The organism is Pseudophaeobacter leonis (assembly GCF_002087335.1).
Taxonomy (GTDB): domain Bacteria; phylum Pseudomonadota; class Alphaproteobacteria; order Rhodobacterales; family Rhodobacteraceae; genus Pseudophaeobacter; species Pseudophaeobacter leonis.
In genome coordinates this window covers 1-15,015 of sequence record NZ_MWVJ01000033.1, presented here as the reverse complement: position 1 = coordinate 15,015, position 15,015 = coordinate 1, and the positions used below count along the sequence as shown (strand labels likewise).

General features: G+C 59.2%; 12 protein-coding genes and 3 pseudogenes. 7 read left to right on the top strand and 8 right to left on the bottom strand.

Going from position 1 to position 15,015, the window contains the following annotated elements; all coding sequences use genetic code 11:
- Nucleotides 1-5: 5 nt before the first annotated feature.
- The 4 genes from B4968_RS08530 to B4968_RS08515 all read right to left on the bottom strand — a co-directional run bounded on the left by B4968_RS08530 (nucleotide 6) and on the right by B4968_RS08515 (nucleotide 3,113).
- Entirely contained in the window at nucleotides 6-977 is a 972-nt protein-coding gene (locus tag B4968_RS08530) for a beta-ketoacyl-ACP synthase III (protein WP_083098227.1), read from the bottom strand.
- Between the two features lie 19 nt (nucleotides 978-996).
- Nucleotides 997-2,103 carry a phosphate acyltransferase PlsX gene (plsX, locus tag B4968_RS08525; protein WP_083098226.1) on the bottom strand — a complete coding sequence of 369 codons (1,107 nt, stop codon included), beginning with the start codon at nucleotides 2,101-2,103 and terminating at the stop codon, nucleotides 997-999.
- A 39-nt stretch (nucleotides 2,104-2,142) separates the two neighbouring features.
- The gene (rpmF, locus tag B4968_RS08520) at nucleotides 2,143-2,349 is read right to left on the bottom strand and encodes a 50S ribosomal protein L32 (protein WP_083098224.1); all 207 of its coding nucleotides are present in this window, start codon (nucleotides 2,347-2,349) and stop codon (nucleotides 2,143-2,145) included.
- Between the two features lie 221 nt (nucleotides 2,350-2,570).
- Nucleotides 2,571-3,113, bottom strand: a complete 543-nt coding sequence (locus B4968_RS08515; RefSeq protein WP_083098223.1) for a YceD family protein — start codon at nucleotides 3,111-3,113, stop codon at nucleotides 2,571-2,573.
- Between the two features lie 100 nt (nucleotides 3,114-3,213).
- Between B4968_RS08515 and B4968_RS08510 the strand changes: the two are divergent.
- The 3 genes and pseudogenes from B4968_RS08510 to B4968_RS08500 all read left to right on the top strand — a co-directional run bounded on the left by B4968_RS08510 (nucleotide 3,214) and on the right by B4968_RS08500 (nucleotide 6,594).
- Nucleotides 3,214-3,682 (top strand): annotated as a pseudogene (locus B4968_RS08510) (outer membrane protein assembly factor BamE).
- Nucleotides 3,683-3,897: 215 nt separating this feature from the next.
- Nucleotides 3,898-4,662 (top strand): GNAT family N-acetyltransferase, encoded by a 765-nt coding sequence (locus B4968_RS08505; RefSeq protein ID WP_420916500.1) that lies wholly within the window; start codon nucleotides 3,898-3,900, stop codon nucleotides 4,660-4,662.
- Nucleotides 4,663-4,764: 102 nt separating this feature from the next.
- Nucleotides 4,765-6,594: pseudogene (locus tag B4968_RS08500) on the top strand (ABC-F family ATP-binding cassette domain-containing protein).
- A 233-nt stretch (nucleotides 6,595-6,827) separates the two neighbouring features.
- Here the strand turns inward: B4968_RS08500 and B4968_RS08495 are convergent.
- Nucleotides 6,828-7,583, bottom strand: coding sequence for a 3-hydroxyacyl-CoA dehydrogenase (locus tag B4968_RS08495; RefSeq protein ID WP_083098221.1), 756 nt, complete (start codon nucleotides 7,581-7,583; stop codon nucleotides 6,828-6,830).
- Between the two features lie 62 nt (nucleotides 7,584-7,645).
- Nucleotides 7,646-8,593: a GNAT family N-acetyltransferase gene (locus B4968_RS08490; protein ID WP_083098219.1), complete on the bottom strand. Its 948-nt coding sequence runs from the start codon at nucleotides 8,591-8,593 to the stop codon at nucleotides 7,646-7,648.
- A 27-nt stretch (nucleotides 8,594-8,620) separates the two neighbouring features.
- On the opposite strand from B4968_RS08490, the gene B4968_RS23465 reads away from it, so the two are divergent.
- Complete coding sequence (locus tag B4968_RS23465; protein ID WP_161492560.1) at nucleotides 8,621-8,776, top strand: hypothetical protein; 156 nt, start codon at nucleotides 8,621-8,623, stop codon at nucleotides 8,774-8,776.
- A gap of 474 nt (nucleotides 8,777-9,250) precedes the next feature.
- Here the strand turns inward: B4968_RS23465 and tyrS are convergent.
- A pseudogene (gene tyrS, locus B4968_RS08485) lies at nucleotides 9,251-10,508 on the bottom strand (tyrosine--tRNA ligase).
- A 226-nt stretch (nucleotides 10,509-10,734) separates the two neighbouring features.
- On the opposite strand from tyrS, the gene B4968_RS08480 reads away from it, so the two are divergent.
- Nucleotides 10,735-11,841, top strand: a complete 1,107-nt coding sequence (locus B4968_RS08480; RefSeq protein WP_083098401.1) for an anhydro-N-acetylmuramic acid kinase — start codon at nucleotides 10,735-10,737, stop codon at nucleotides 11,839-11,841.
- A 72-nt stretch (nucleotides 11,842-11,913) separates the two neighbouring features.
- Here the strand turns inward: B4968_RS08480 and B4968_RS08475 are convergent, their stop codons facing one another.
- On the bottom strand, nucleotides 11,914-12,342 hold the full coding sequence (locus B4968_RS08475; protein ID WP_083098218.1) for a cupin domain-containing protein: 429 nt from the start codon (nucleotides 12,340-12,342) through the stop codon (nucleotides 11,914-11,916).
- A gap of 54 nt (nucleotides 12,343-12,396) precedes the next feature.
- Between B4968_RS08475 and B4968_RS08470 the strand changes: the two genes are divergently transcribed.
- Both B4968_RS08470 and B4968_RS08465 read left to right on the top strand, forming a co-directional pair.
- Complete coding sequence (locus B4968_RS08470) at nucleotides 12,397-13,815, top strand: protein adenylyltransferase SelO (RefSeq protein WP_083098216.1); 1,419 nt, start codon at nucleotides 12,397-12,399, stop codon at nucleotides 13,813-13,815.
- A 260-nt stretch (nucleotides 13,816-14,075) separates the two neighbouring features.
- On the top strand, nucleotides 14,076-14,774 hold the full coding sequence (locus tag B4968_RS08465) for an endonuclease/exonuclease/phosphatase family protein (RefSeq protein WP_083098214.1): 699 nt from the start codon (nucleotides 14,076-14,078) through the stop codon (nucleotides 14,772-14,774).
- The last annotated feature ends 241 nt before the right edge of the window (nucleotides 14,775-15,015 follow it).

Below are 15,015 nucleotides of genomic sequence, written 5' to 3'. Positions count from 1 at the left end.
GGTAGCTACCAGCGCAACACTACTGCGCCCCAGGCCAGGCCACCGCCAATTGCCTCGGTGACAATCAGATCGCCAGCTTTGATTTGGCCGCGTGATTTGCCCACTGACAGGGCCAGGGGAATCGATGCCGCAGAGGTATTGCCGTGGTCTTGCACGGTCACGACGACCTTTTCCATCGACATCCCCATCTTCTTTGCGGTGCCCTGGATGATGCGGATATTGGCCTGATGCGGCACGATCCAGTCGACATCTGCGGTGGTCAATTCGGCGCGTTCCAGCGCAGTGGTCGCCGTTTTTGCCAGCTTTTCCACCGCATGGCGGAACACCTGGTTGCCCTGCATGCGCAAATGGCCGGTGTTTTGGGTCGAAACCCCACCGTCCACATAAAGCAGATCCTTATAGCGCCCATCGGAGTTGAGATCCGTGGAAAGGATGCCGCGATCCTCTTTGGAGCCGGTTGCTGACTGGGCTTCAAGAACAAGTGCGCCAGCCCCGTCGCCAAACAACACGCAGGTAGAGCGGTCGCTCCAGTCCATGATCCGGCTGAAGGTCTCAGCGCCAATGACCAGAACCCGGTTGGCCTGACCCGATAGAATCAAGGCATTGGCATTGGTCAGAGCATAGACAAACCCGGCACAGACAGCCTGGATATCAAAGGCGAATCCCCTGGTCATGCCCAGTTTGGCCTGCACCATGGTCGCCGCCGAAGGAAATGTGAGATCGGCAGTAGAGGTTGCCAGAACGATGGCATCGACGTCCTCCACCTCAAGACCGGCATCCGCTAGCGCGGCCAGCGCGGCGGCGGTGGCCATATCCGAAGTGGTTTCCCCCTCGGCGGCAAAATGGCGGCGTTCAATGCCGGAACGCGAGCGAATCCAGTCGTCAGTGGTCTCAAGGGAGGCTTCGAATTCCGCGTTCTCCACCACCCGCGCAGGGAGGTAATGCCCTGTGCCAACTACTACCGCACGTCGCGTCATTCTGGGCCTGCCTTTGGTCTTATTTGATGGGATGCTCAGCATCCTGTGGAACAGCTTTATCTTGGGTAGGCTCGACCACGGATGCAACCCGCGCCGCCAGCTTTTCTGCAAAGCCGTGCTGGGCCAGGTGGAAGGCCAGTTTTATCGCCGCAGAGACCCCGGTTGCGTCGGCGCCACCGTGGGATTTCACCACCGTGCCATTGAGCCCCAGAAACACGCCACCATTGACCCGGCGTGGGTCGATCCGCTTTGCCAGTCGCGCCAGCGAGGTATAGGCAAGTATCGCGGCCATGCGGGACAGGAACGAGTATTCAAATGATTCGCGCAGGGTCGCGCGCAGTAGTCCTGCAGTGCCTTCGCCGGTTTTGATCGCAACATTGCCAGTGAAACCATCCGTCACAATGAGATCAACCACATTGCCGGGAATGTCGCTGCCTTCGACAAAGCCGACAAATTCGTATTTTGCCTGCTCTGCATGTGCCGCAATCAGCGCATGGGCCTCTTTGAGTTCCGCATGGCCTTTGTGCTCTTCTGTGCCCACGTTCAGCAGACCGACGCGCGGCAGCGCGATATCCATTGAATTGCGCACATAGGAGGTGCCCATCAAGGCAGATTGCAGCAGATCGCGGGCATCAGCACGCACGTCAGCCCCGACATCCAGCATCACATTGAAACCCTGCGGATTGCTTGAGGGCCACAGAATTGCAATGGCCGGACGATCAACGCCAGGCATCTTGCGCAGGCGCAGCATCGACAGCGCCATCAGTGCGCCGGTGTTGCCACAGGAGACGGCGCCGGCCGCTTCGCCGGTTTTGACCGCATCGACGGTGGCCCACATCGAGGTGCCCTTGCCGTTGCGCATCACCTGGCTTGGCTTGTCGTTCATGGTGACAACCTTTTGGGCGTCACGAATTTCGACCCGTCCATCCAGGATACGTTTCTTGGCCACCAGGGGTTTCAGCTGCTCAACAGGGCCATGCAGCAGAAAGCCAATGTCGGGATTTTTCTGGGCTGACATGGCGAGACCGGCCACCACAGCAGTGGGGCCGGCGTCTCCGCCCATGGCGTCAACCGAGATCACAATGCGGTCGGATTTTGCCAGTGGTTGATCGGGTTTACCCGTCATGCAAAAGTCCGCCCCGCAAGATGTGTGATCGTCGCGATTTTATGCCGCGTCTTCGTCGATTTCAACGTCGTCATTCATGGCAACAATGTCTTTGCTGTCATAGTTGCCGCACGAGGGGCAGACGTGGTGTGGACGCTTCAGTTCACCGCAGCTTGAACATTCGTTCGGGTTTGCAGCAACCAGAGCATCGTGCGCGCGGCGGTTGTTGCGGCGCGACTTGGATACTTTATTCTGTTGGACGGCCATGTCTCAACCTTCGTATTTTGGGGCCTTGGGATTATGCCCGCGGCGCGTTTTACATTTGTCGTCTTGATCAGTAGGCGAGCGTTTAGGCCGCAGCCTGTCCGATGTCCAACCAAAAATTCCGATGAGCGCGCGAAAATACTTAGAATCTTCGTCTGCGCAAGCGGTTTTTTAGGCTAGCTGGCCGGATGATGCCACCCGAAAAAACCCAGTTTATGAGTTTTTTAAGCCTCGCCATCCTGTTTGAGCTGATTCTTTAGCGCCGCCAGCCCGGCAAAGGGTTTGGTGTCCTCGTCCTGCAGGGGGGTAACGCCGGGTTGGCTGTAAACGGCCTCTCCCAACGCGGCACCCTCTTTGCGCGGGTAGGGCGGGATCAACAGGGCCAGGGCTTCTGCCATGACCGCAAAGGGATCAATGGTGTCTCCAAGTGGCTCAACCCGCTCATCCGCATCCATTTCCACCTCCGGATCATCGGGTTCCGAAAAGTCCGAAACAAAGAAACGCTCGACCTTTTCTTTGTTTCGGGTGGTCACCGGCTCAAGCGTCACCACGCAATCTTGCAACACAGAGACACCAAGTGTGGCAGATAGCTGCCAGTCACGGCGGCCTTTGGTGCGGATGTTGCCGGTGAAACGCAGCTTGCGTAATCCCTTGATATTCAGCTCATCTGCCAGTGTTTCAAGCGTCTTGGCATCTGGCCGCAGATCAAAAGCAGTCGGCCTGTTCCGCGCCAGATCGGACACCCTCAGGGCGGTGCTGTCAGTCATGTTGGGAACTTTCGTTTCTTGAACAGGAAGCCCGCATTAGGTAATTCGAGTTCAAAGGCGTGTTCAAGCCAGAGGCGAGACAGTAGTTGTGGAGAGCATCATGAATGCACAAAAAGACCAGCTGAAAACAGTGGTGAAATATGCTGTCCTGGCGCTTGCGGCGGCAAGCTTGACCGCCTGTAGCGCGATCTATCAAAAACATGGCTATGTTCCGACCGAAGAACAACTGGCCGAGGTCGTGATTGGCGTCCATACCAAAGATTCGGTGGCCGAGAGCATCGGCGTGCCAACCGCCTCTGGTGTGCTGAACGATGGCGGCTACTACTACGTGTCGACGCTGATGCGCACACGCGGGGCGGGGGCGGCAAAACCAGTGACGCGGTCTCTGGTGGCGATCAATTTTGACTCGCGCCAGGTGGTTTCCGGCGTGGAACGCTACAGCCTTGAGGACCGGGCGGGCTATCCCGCTTGAGCGCCGGGTCTCCAGTTCGAGCGTTGAGAACAAGACTTTTCTGCGCCAGTTGATGGGCAATCTGGGCAATTTCAATCCGGGTAGCCTGATTGAATAATCGGGCACTCTCTATTTCAGCGCTGTTTTGATTTCAGGGCTGTTTTGCCATGTCGCGGGGGCAGGGCGCAGGCGGATAGCTGTTACAGAGATCCAGGCGTAAGGAGGGGGCAGGTGTCAGAAACGCAAGACAGGCTGACAGCTGCTTTTGAACGGTCGCGCAGTTTTCCAAACAGCAGTGCCTCACAGGCCACTGGGGTGCTGGGGTCAGCTGGGGTGCCGGGGCCAGAAGGCGTGCTGCTGGAAAAAGGCGACTACCGCGCGCGTCTGTCTTGCTCCGCCGAGGATCTGTCTGCTGCCCGTCATCTGCGTAGCCACTGCTTTCAGACTGCAGCATTGGATCAGGACCGCTTCGATTCTTTGTGCAAACATGTTTTGATCGAAGAGATCTCGACGGGTGATCTCGTGGGCTGTTTCAGGGTCATGTTGCTTGAGGAGGCTGGCGCGGTCGAGCTGAGCTATTCGGCGCAGTTCTATGATCTTGCCTGTCTCAGACAGTTTTCCGGCAAAATGATGGAGCTGGGGCGCTTTTGTGTCGCGCCGCTCCGGCAGGACGCAGATATTTTGCGTCTGTCCTGGGGGGCTGTGACACGGCTGGTTGACCAGAATGAGGTTGCTCTGCTGTTTGGCTGCGCGTCTTTTGCCGGCACCAATGCCGAGACCTACCGTGAGGCACTGGCGCTGCTGCAACATCGCCACCTTGCGCCTGAAGGCTGGAGGCCGGGAGTGAAGGCGCCGCAGGTCGTGCGGTTTCTGGATTTGCTAAAGGGCAGGCCAGCTTCGCAAAAACCGGATTTGAAGCGCGCACAGATGCAGCTGCCGCCTCTGTTGCGCAGCTATCTTGCCATGGGCGGCTGGGTTGGCGACCATCTGGTGATCGATCCTGAGCTCAACACCTGCCACGTCTTTACCGGACTAGAGGTGACAAAGGTTCCCACCAGCCGTCAGCGCCTGTTGCGCGAGGTCGCAGCCGCGCCATAAGGCTATTTTTAGGCGCTGCGCACTGGCGTGCATTTGACGCGAACCGGACTGCCCGCGCGGCAGAGCGTTGACCTTGCGGCCTGCGCGGTTTAGCTGGCTCATATGGCACGTATTCCTCTTTTACAAATGACTGGTATCTCCCTCACATTTGGCGGCGATCCCATCTTTTCAGATCTTGATCTGGTGGTGCAACCTGGAGACCGGGTTGCGCTGGTTGGCCGCAATGGGTCCGGAAAATCCACCCTGATGAAGGGTGATGGCGGGACTTGTTGAAGCAGACAAAGGCAGTCTTGTGGTGCCGCCTGGCCGCTCGGTCGGCTATATGGAGCAGGATCCGCAGATGACGGGTTTTGCCACCCTGGGAGATTTTGCCGCCAGTGGGCTGGAGCCGGGTGAGCTCTATAAGGTTGAGCGCGCCGGCGAAGGGTTGAAGTTTGACCCCGACCGCCCTGTGGCCACCGCCTCTGGCGGGGAGCGTCGCCGGGCTGCTTTGGCCAAACTGATGGCTGAAGCACCGGATCTGATGCTGCTGGACGAGCCGACAAACCACCTTGATATCGAGGCGATCACCTGGCTGGAAGCAGAACTGAAATCCACCCGCGCCGCCTTTGTGCTGATTTCGCACGACCGGGCCTTTCTGCGGGCGCTGACCCGGGCCACGCTGTGGGTCGATCGCGGCCAGGTGCGGCGGCAGGAAACCGGTTTTGAGGGCTTTGAGGCCTGGCGGGACAAAATTTGGGAAGAGGAAGACCAGCAGCGCCACAAGCTGAACCGGCTGATCAAAAGCGAAAGCCGCTGGGCGGTTGAGGGTATCTCGGCGCGGCGCAAGCGTAACATGGGCCGGGTGCGCGCCCTGCATGAGCTAAAGGACCAGCGCTCGGCGCAGATCAATCGCCAAGGGGCGGCCGAGCTGGCGCTGGAGTCGGGGCCAAAATCCGGTCGCAAGGTGATCGAAGCCGAGGGCCTGACCAAATCTTATGGCGACAAGGTAATCGTAAGCGATTTCTCCCTGAAAGTTCAGCGCAGTGACCGGGTGGCCTTTGTCGGACCGAATGGCGCCGGCAAGACCACGCTGCTAAAGCTGTTGCTGGGGCAGGAGGAGCCGGATGCGGGCACGGTCAAACTGGGGACCAACCTTGAGATTGCGCTGTTTGACCAGACCCGTGATCAGCTGGATCCCAATGCAAGCCTTTGGGAAAACCTGACCTCGGATCCTTTGCTGGGGATTTCCGGCAAGGCGGATCAGGTCATGGTGCGCGGGGTGCCCAAACATGTGGTTGGCTACCTCAAGGAGTTCCTGTTTGACGAAAGCCAGGCCCGTGCCCCGGTGCGCTCGCTGTCTGGTGGCGAGAAAGCGCGGTTGCTGCTGGCACGTCTGATGGCGCGGCAAAGCAACCTTTTGGTGCTGGATGAGCCGACCAACGATCTGGATGTGGAAACGCTCGATCTGTTGCAAGAGCTGTTGGACGGCTATGACGGCACCGTGCTTTTGGTCAGTCACGACCGGGATTTTCTCGACCGGGTTGCCACCACCACCATCGCCATGGAGGGCGACGGCAAGGTCACGGCCTATGCCGGCGGCTGGAGCGACTATATCAGTCAGCGCGGTGGGCTGCCGGGGAGCGGTAAGGGCGAAAAACAAAATAAAAACAAGTCACAAAAGGCCAAGGCTCAGTCGGAATCACAGCCCGAATCTCAGGCCAAGGATGCTCTCAGCTTTAAGGAAAAGCACCGTCTGGAAGCCCTGCCGGCTGAGATGACGCGCCTGGAGCAGGAGATTGCCAAGCTGGAGCAGCTGATGGCGGATCCGGCGCTGTTCAGTCGTGAACCGGTCAAGTTCAAAAAGGCCACCGAAGCCCTGGTCGAGCGGCAGCAAAGCTGGCCTCAGCCGAAGAAGAATGGTTGGAGCTGGAGGAAAAGTCGGAGGGCTAGGAGGACCTGCGCTGCATATTGATTAACGATTGTTAATAATTGGTTAGCGCAGCTTCTTAATCCAAAGGCTGGCCTGCCCGCGATGCAGGCCTTTCCTGTGCAGTATCAGGCAGGGCCGACGCCGGGAATAAAGAAGCCGGGATTAAACCGGTGATTACAACTGAACGGGCACTGAACTTTCGTCCTTTCAGTGCCCGCCCGGTCGCATTAGGGTTTGATGCCTTACGAGCAGATCACCGCATCCGCAGCGCGCCATCAATGCGAATGACTTCGCCGTTGAGATAGCCCATCTCGGTGATGAACCCTGCCAGACGGCCGTACTCGGCGGGATCACCCAGGCGGGCAGGGTTTGGCACATCTGTGGCCAGCTGCTGCTGCACCTCTTCGGGCAGACCGGCCAGCATTGGGGTCATGAAAATGCCGGGGGCAATGGTCATCACCCGGATGCCGCTTGAGGCGAGATCGCGCGCCATGGGCAGGCACATGCCGACCACACCGCCCTTGGAGGCTGCATAGGCGGCCTGGCCTTTCTGGCCATCAAAGGCGGCAATAGAGGCCGTGTTGATGATCACGCCACGGGCGCCGTCGGCCTCGGGGGTGTTTTTGGCAATCTCAATGGCGGCAAGGCGGGCGACATTGAAGGTGCCGACCAGATTGATGTCGATGGTGCGCTGATAGGCGTCCAGCGGATGGGCACCATCGCGGCCAATGGTCTTGATGCCATAGGCGATACCGGCGCAGTTCACACAGGCCGAAATGCGCCCCATCTTTTCAACCGCAAATGCGAGGGCTGCGGTGACCGAGGCCTCGTCTGTGACATCGGTTTGCACAAAATACCCGCCGATTTCAGCGGCGACAATCGGGCCGCGTTCAGCATCCCGGTCGAAAATGGTGACTTTGGCGCCATTACTGGCAAAATGGCGGGCGGTGGCTTCACCCAGGCCAGAGGCGCCTCCGGTGACAATGGCGCAGGTCTGTGCAAGTTTCATGAGCGGAGCTCCTTAAGGTATCTGAACATATGTTCAATAAATACCAGATGCCGCCACTCTGTCTAGCGCGACGTGGCGCTCATTCGTTTGCGATCAAACCGTGCCAGCGGCGACAGAATGCGCCCCATGGGCGGCCAGAGGAGCCAGGTGCCGCCAAGCTGGGACAGCCTAGCGCCTGTTCCGAGCTTAAAGCGGGCCAGGCCGGGCGCGTCTTCTGTATTGATCACGCCGAGATCGAGATGACGGCAGCCTTTGGACGCCAGCCAGCTCATCGCGTCCCACATCAGCAGGTTATGCGCAGACAGGGCCTTGCCGCGCGCGCTGCTGTGGGCGATGTGATAGGTGGCACCTGCTCCGTGGCGCAGGATCAAAACTGCCGCGATCACCTCTTTGCCCTCAAAGGCCTGAAAGAGTTTTGCCTGACCTTTGTTTTGCTGAGCATAGGCTAGGGTTAGCGCCACGGGCCAGCTGCGATAGCCGCGACTGATCTGTTGGGCAAGATCAGCGGCAAAGAGCCAGTGATCCGGATTTAGCGGCATGTTTTGTCGGCTGGTTCGCACTTGTCCGGATGTGCCATAGGACTGAGAGCGGGTCAAACGGTTGCGCCATTTTTGGTGCAAGGCTGCTTGACGCTGCTCTTGGTCTGGCAGCAGGTCTAAAACGGCGACATGCGCCGGGCTCACAAGAGCCAGCGCGCCGATTTGCCCGAGCTGCGGCGTCGGGCGGTCAGGGGACAGAATCACAGGGGTGCGGCCGAGGCCATTTGCCCGCAGCGCATTGACCAGGGATTGGGGGGGTGAAATCTGCGCGCGGTTTACCATCGCAAGGGTGGGTCCTGCGTTGAGCCGCCGCCGGGTCACCAGAATGTTGTCCATGTCTTTCAGAACCAAAGGCTCTTGGCCATTGGCACGCAGGGCGCGTTCAAACTCAGGGGTTTGCGACAAGGCACGCAAGGTATCGCCCTCTTTGGTCGGGGGGAGGAGACTGTCTGAAATTTGAAAGTCCAGCATGGCTCTATTTACCAATCAGAAACCTAAATGATGGTTAATGAGGGCATGAAACAACACCCTTCGGTTTTGGGCCATACCGCCCCCAATCCGCGCCTCACACTGGCGGCGGCCTTTGTACTGGCGACGGTCCTTTCTATCCCTGTGTTTCTGATTTTGACGCTGTTGGAGGCTTTGTTTTGGTAAGGCACCCTCGTCGGCGCAGGGCAAGCGAGCGCTCCCGTGGCCGCAGTTGCCTTGGGCAAGCCAAGACAACAGCGGCCTTTGGGCATGGCACTGCGCCAGGCGCAGTGCGGTTGCGCCATTGTCGTGAGGTCACGAGAAATAATGCAATGGCCGGGTGGGAGCGGATCGCTTGCGCACCGTAGTCACGCGAACAGGCCCCGCAGTCTGACTTGGCGGTCTGACAAATCTGGCCCTGTTTTGCTGTACCGCGCGACCGCGCCGCGCTTTAGCGCGGCGCCGGGCCCAACAAAGCAGGGAAGCCCGAATGGGCTGCCCGGAATTGGCGGGAGAGCTACGGGGTTCGACCTGCGGGGCTGAACTTACGGAGATGTGCCTGCGCGGGTGGGCCTGGGGCAGCAATCAAGCTGCAATCAGGCAGGACAACAAACGGCACACCTAGCCCACCGGTCTTGAGCTGGACTAAGCAATAATTTTTTAGTCGGTCAGCTGAACCAACGCATGGCGCTTTTTGCCAGCGCTCAGTTTTATCGGGCTGGACAGGGCGGCTGCATCAATAATCAGGCCGGCATCCGCAAGGGGCGCATCATCCAGCTTGGCGCCATTCTCTGAGATCAGACGCTTGGCATCTTTGCCGGATTTGGCCAGACCTGATTTGACAATCAGCTGAACGATCGAGATCCCATCGCCAAGCTCTGCGGCAGACAGGGACAGCGTGGGCAAATCATCGCCAACGCCGCCCTTTTCAAAGACCTCGCGCGCGGTGGCTTCCGCCGCCGCTGCGGCCTCGGCCCCGTGCAGCAGGCCTGTCACCTCATTTGCGAGGATCACCTTGGCTGCATTGATCTCTGAGCCTTCCAGCGCGCCCAAGCGGTCACATTCCGCCACAGGCAGCTCGGTATAGAGCTTGAGGAAGCGGCCAACATCCGCATCGGTGGTGTTGCGCCAGAACTGCCAGAACTCATAGGGCGAGCGCATCTCCGCATTGAGCCAAACCGCACCATCCTGGCTTTTGCCCATCTTTTTGCCATCGGACGTGGTCAAAAGTGGCGAGGTCAGCCCATAGATCGAGTTGTCCAGCACCCGCCGCGTAAGGTCGATACCATTGATGATATTGCCCCACTGGTCAGAGCCTCCCATCTGCAGAATACAGCCATAGCGGCGGTTCAGCTCAAGGAAATCATAGGCCTGCAGGATCATGTAGTTGAACTCAAGAAACGACAGCGACTGCTCGCGGTCCAGGCGCGATTTGACAGATTCAAACGCCAGCATCCGGTTGACCGAGAAATGACGGCCAATATCGCGCAGGAACTCAAGGTAGTTTAAGATCATCCAGCCATTCGGCATTGTTCAGCATCAAGGCCTTGTTGGGCGCATCACTGTCGTAGTCGATATAGGCCGAAAACACCTTTTTGATGCCGGCGATATTGTCATCGATCTGCGCCTCGGTGAGCAAAGGCCGCTCGTCAGCGCGAAACGATGGGTCCCCCACCTTGGTGGTGCCGCCTCCCATCAGGGTGATTGGCTGGTGACCCGTTTTCTGGAACCAGCGCAGCATCATGATCTGGATCAGCGAGCCCACATGCAGGGATTTTGCCGTGGCATCAAAGCCGATATAGGCCGGGCGCACACCCTGCATCAGGGCCTCATCAAGGCCTTGATAATCGGTGCAGTCAGCAAGGAACCCGCGTTCCATCATGACAGCGACGAAGTCCGATTTTGGGTGATAGGTCATAACATGCCTCGGCTTGTGGTTTGCGCCGTGTTGTATAAAACGCAAATGCCCCACATGGAACCTGTTTTCCCGACTAATTTGCGGCTGTATTCTGGCCCTGTATTCTTGCTCTGTATTCTGGCCCGGTATCATGGCAGGTAACAGCCTGCTAAGCAGGAGCGGAACAATCCGGGACGCGCGGCGGTGATCGCGGCGGTGATCCCAGGATCAGAACACGAGGCAAATGATGAGCAGAGCGATCGCAAAAACAGGGAAGGTGCGCGCTTTGGGCGCCATGAGCGGCACCTCGCTGGACGGGGTGGATGTGGCCGTGGTCGAGACCGACGGACATCGTATCTCGGGGTTCGGCCCAAGCCGCTATCATCCCTACAGCGCAGCTGAGCGCGATGTTCTGCGGCGCGCTCTTGGGGTGTGGCATGGCCCAGAGGTTGCCGCCGCCACCAAGGTGGTTGAGGCCGCGCATCTGAAGGCGCTCACCGGGTTTGAAGGCATTGAACTGATAGGCTTTCATGGCCAGACCCTCGCCCATGCGCCCCGCCTGCAGGGGACATTGCAGGTGGGTGATGGCGGCGCTCTGGCTGAGGCGCTGAAGCTGCCAGTGGTCTGGGATTTTCGCACTGACGATGTGAAGTTGGGCGGTGAGGGAGCGCCCTTGGCGCCATTCTTCCACTTTGCCTGCGCAAAATACATCAAGGCCGAAGAGCCATTCTGTTTCCTGAATCTGGGCGGTGTTGGCAATATCACCTATGTCGACCCGCGCTTTGACAGTCCCGAACAGGTGGGCGCGCTGCTGGCCTTTGACACGGGACCTGCAAATGCGCCGATCAACGACCTGATGCAGGCGCGCCTGGGGCAGCCCTGCGACGAGGATGGCCGCATCGCCAGCTCCGGCACCGTTGAAACTGGCGCGCTGGAGTTGTTTCTGGCCGAGCCGTATTTTTCAAAGATTCCACCTAAGTCTCTGGACCGAAATGACTTCTCTGAAATGATCGAGCTGGTTACAGAACTAAGTGATGCGGATGCCACCGCCACGCTCACCGCCATGTGTGCGGCCTCGGTTGCGCAGGGTGTCGAGCATTGTCCACAACCGCCTTCGGTGGTTTTGGTCACGGGGGGAGGGCGTCATAACCCGGTCCTGATGCAGATGCTGGCTGTGTCGCTGGACTGTCCGGTCAAACCGGTTGAGGACGTCGGGCTGGATGGGGATATGCTGGAGGCGCAGGCCTTTGGCTATCTGGCAGTCCGGGTGGCGCGCGGGCTGGCGACCTCTTGTCCCAGCACAACCGGCGTCAGTGCCTGTGTCGGCGGCGGCGTCATTAGTGAGCCTGACTAGGCTGGGCTAGACTTGGCTAGACCTGGCTTGGCCGGGGCGTAGAGGCGGCGTAGAGGTTTTACGACACCCTTCCTAGACAGTCTTGTGGCGCGGAATGTCAAAGTCTGGCGGGGCCAGATCGAAACCCTCAAACTGAAACCCCGGCGACACCGTGCAGCTGACCAGGGTATAGTCGCCGGTACTGCGGGCGGCCTGCCAGTGGCCCTCGGGGACGATGAGTTGCGGCTCTCCCTTCGTCAGATCGGGGGTGAGCAGATGCTCATCGGCGGGGCCTGTGTCGTTCTGGGCAAGGGACAGGATGAGCGGGGCTCCGGCATGATACAGCCAGATTTCAGCCGCATCGACCCGGTGCCAATGGCTGCGCTCACCTGCGCGCAACAGGAAATAGATGCAGGTGCCGCTGGGCCGACCCGGGTTTTCAGCCGCCCATGTCTGGCGATACCAGCCTCCCTCTGGATGCTGGGCGAGTTGCAGTTTTGTAATGATTTCTTCTGCAGTCATGCCTGACCTCACCTTCGCACTGGTATTCTTGTATTTGCAGCATATCTTTGCTGCATGACAGTGCAAATCCCGTTTGACAATTCATATGCCAGGCTGGGCCCTGGTTTTTATACAAAGCAGTTGCCGGAGCCGGTACGGGCGCCGCGCCTTATTGCTTTTAACCAATCCCTGGCCGCGCTGTTGCAGGTCGGGACCGGTGATTTGCAGGAAATGGCAGAGATTTTTGGTGGCAACCAGACGCCCCAGGGCGCAGAGCCTTTGGCGCAGGCCTATGCGGGACACCAGTTTGGCAACTACAACCCGCAGCTGGGCGATGGGCGTGCGCTCTTGTTGGGAGAGGTCCTGGGCACGGATGGCAAGCGCTATGATATCCAGCTCAAAGGTGCTGGCCGCACAGCCTATTCCCGTCAGGGGGATGGCCGCGCCTGGCTGGGGCCTGTGCTGCGCGAATATGTTGTGTCCGAAGCCATGCATGCGCTGGGTGTGCCGACCACCAGGGCGCTGGCAGCGGTGGCGACGGGAGAGACGGTCTGGCGCGAAGGCGGCTTACCCGGCGCTGTTCTGACGCGGGTCGCCTCCAGTCATCTGCGGGTTGGGACCTTTCAGTTGTTTGCGGCGCGCGGAGAGATCGAGGCACTGAAGACACTTACCACCTATGCGATTGCGCGTCACTACCCCCAGGCGCAGGGTCCCATGGGGCTGTTGCGCGCGGTGCGGGATGCGCAGGCCGGATTGATTGCGGCCTGGATGTCAGTGGGCTTTATCCACGGGGTGATGAATACAGATAACTGTGCTATCTCTGGCGAGACCATCGATTATGGCCCCTGTGCCTTTATGGATGCCTATAGCGCCGAGCAGGTTTTTTCATCCATCGACCGCATGGGCCGCTATGCCTACTCAAACCAGCCGAGTATCGCGGTGTGGAATCTGGCCCAGCTGGCCACAGCGTTGATTCAGCAACTGGATGAGCCGCAAGCCGCCGTTGAGGAAGCCACTGCGATCATTCATGCCATGCCCTCTTTGATAGAGGCAGAGTGGCTGCGCCTGTTTCGGCGCAAGATCGGGCTCTCGGCAGTTATGAGCGGGGACCTGGAGCTGGTGTCTGACCTGTTGCAGCGGATGGCTGAGGGACGTGCGGATTTTACCAATACCTTCCGTGCCCTTAGCGATGGCGGCGCGCGCGAAGAGTTTGATGATCCGACTGTTTACGACGTTTGGCACGCGCAGTGGATGCAAAGACGGGCGAACGAACACGGGTCAGAAGCGCTGATGCAAAGATGTAATCCGGTCTACATCCCGCGCAACCATCGCATTGAAGAGATGATATCGGCCGCAGTTTCCGGTGATTTTTCTTTGTTTGAGCGCTTGAACAGAGTTCTGGCCACGCCGTTCTCGGCGCAAGAGGGTGAAAGCGATCTGCGTCGTTCACCCGCATCAAACGAGGTTGTCAGGGCAACGTTTTGTGGCACCTGACAGAGGTTTTCCTGAACCGGAGTGCTCCCGCCCGTCGATTGGCTTTTTTGCAAAAGCCTTCCTCCCGTTGGGGGTGGCGCCGTGCTGCAAGCACGGCGCCACCCCCAACCGCTCCTGTTGCATCTTGATGCAAATGGCGCGGGCGGGAGAGCTCGGCCTTTAGTCTATGAACATAGACCGAACTGAGGATAGTGGTCACGGAAGCGGTGGCCTTTTGGGGCGCCATGAGGCACGACTGTAGACAAATTTTGGGATGTTTCATGTCTGAAAATACGCTCCGGCTTGCCAGTTATAACATCCAGAAATGTATTGGGCTCGATCTGCGCCGCAAGCCGCGCCGCATTTTGCAGGTGCTTGACCAGATCGGTGCCGCGCTTGTTGTGCTGCAAGAAGCAGATAAGCGCCTGCCACCGCGACCCGCAGCTTTGCCGCAGTTTGTCCTCAACGAGGCCGGATGGCAGGCGGTGGATCTGGGCGGCGCCGGCTCGCTCGGCTGGCATGGCAATGCAATTTTGTGGAAAGGTCAGGGCGTAGAACTGCTGGATCAGGGCCATATTCCACTGCCTGGGTTTGAGCCGCGCGGTGCTGTCTGGGCCAGCTTTCAGACCCAAATCGGACCCTTGCGGGTTGTCGGCGCGCATCTTGGTCTGACCGCAGGGGCACGGCGCGAGCAGGTGCAGCGCATAGCGCAGCACACGCGGGACTGGGCGGATATGCCGACTGCCTGGGCCGGGGATTTCAATGACTGGGCGGTAAAGCCAAGCTTCTGCGCCCTTGCCCCTGAAATGACATTCCTGCCACCAAAGCCCAGCTTTCCCGCGATCAGACCGCTGGCCCCCTTGGACCGAATCGCACTTGGCAAAGGGCTCACAGCAACCCGTTCGGGGGTGCACCTGGCACAGCCAGCCCATATTGCCTCGGACCATTTGCCGATCTGGGCTGATCTGGTCGCTGGCTAGAAGCCCGTATGGCGCGCCTCTCCATCAGCTCTGTTGAACACGTACACTTGCGCGCATGGATTTCACCGGACATAGCGCGTTCTTAAGAGAAGCCCCCAAGAAAAAAGGCGCCCTGCACAGTGCAGAGCGCCAGATTTCACACTTTATGGTTTAGCTAACAGCGGCTTTGAGCCGCTGTCGGCAGCAGGTTGCCGGCATCAGGTCGCCTGACGACGCTGGCCACCGCCGGGTTTGCCGCCCG

Coding starts and splice junctions, on each gene's coding strand:
- B4968_RS08480 (WP_083098401.1), top strand. CDS start 10,735: ATGAGCAGAGCGATCGCAAAAACAGGGAAGGTGCGCGCTTTGGGCGCC.
- B4968_RS08490 (WP_083098219.1), bottom strand. CDS start 8,593: ATGCTGGACTTTCAAATTTCAGACAGTCTCCTCCCCCCGACCAAAGAG.
- rpmF (WP_083098224.1), bottom strand. CDS start 2,349: ATGGCCGTCCAACAGAATAAAGTATCCAAGTCGCGCCGCAACAACCGC.
- B4968_RS08465 (WP_083098214.1), top strand. CDS start 14,076: ATGTCTGAAAATACGCTCCGGCTTGCCAGTTATAACATCCAGAAATGT.
- B4968_RS08515 (WP_083098223.1), bottom strand. CDS start 3,113: ATGACTGACAGCACCGCCCTGAGGGTGTCCGATCTGGCGCGGAACAGG.
- B4968_RS08530 (WP_083098227.1), bottom strand. CDS start 977: ATGACGCGACGTGCGGTAGTAGTTGGCACAGGGCATTACCTCCCTGCG.
- B4968_RS23465 (WP_161492560.1), top strand. CDS start 8,621: ATGATGGTTAATGAGGGCATGAAACAACACCCTTCGGTTTTGGGCCAT.
- B4968_RS08475 (WP_083098218.1), bottom strand. CDS start 12,342: ATGACTGCAGAAGAAATCATTACAAAACTGCAACTCGCCCAGCATCCA.
- B4968_RS08470 (WP_083098216.1), top strand. CDS start 12,397: ATGACAGTGCAAATCCCGTTTGACAATTCATATGCCAGGCTGGGCCCT.
- B4968_RS08495 (WP_083098221.1), bottom strand. CDS start 7,583: ATGAAACTTGCACAGACCTGCGCCATTGTCACCGGAGGCGCCTCTGGC.
- plsX (WP_083098226.1), bottom strand. CDS start 2,103: ATGACGGGTAAACCCGATCAACCACTGGCAAAATCCGACCGCATTGTG.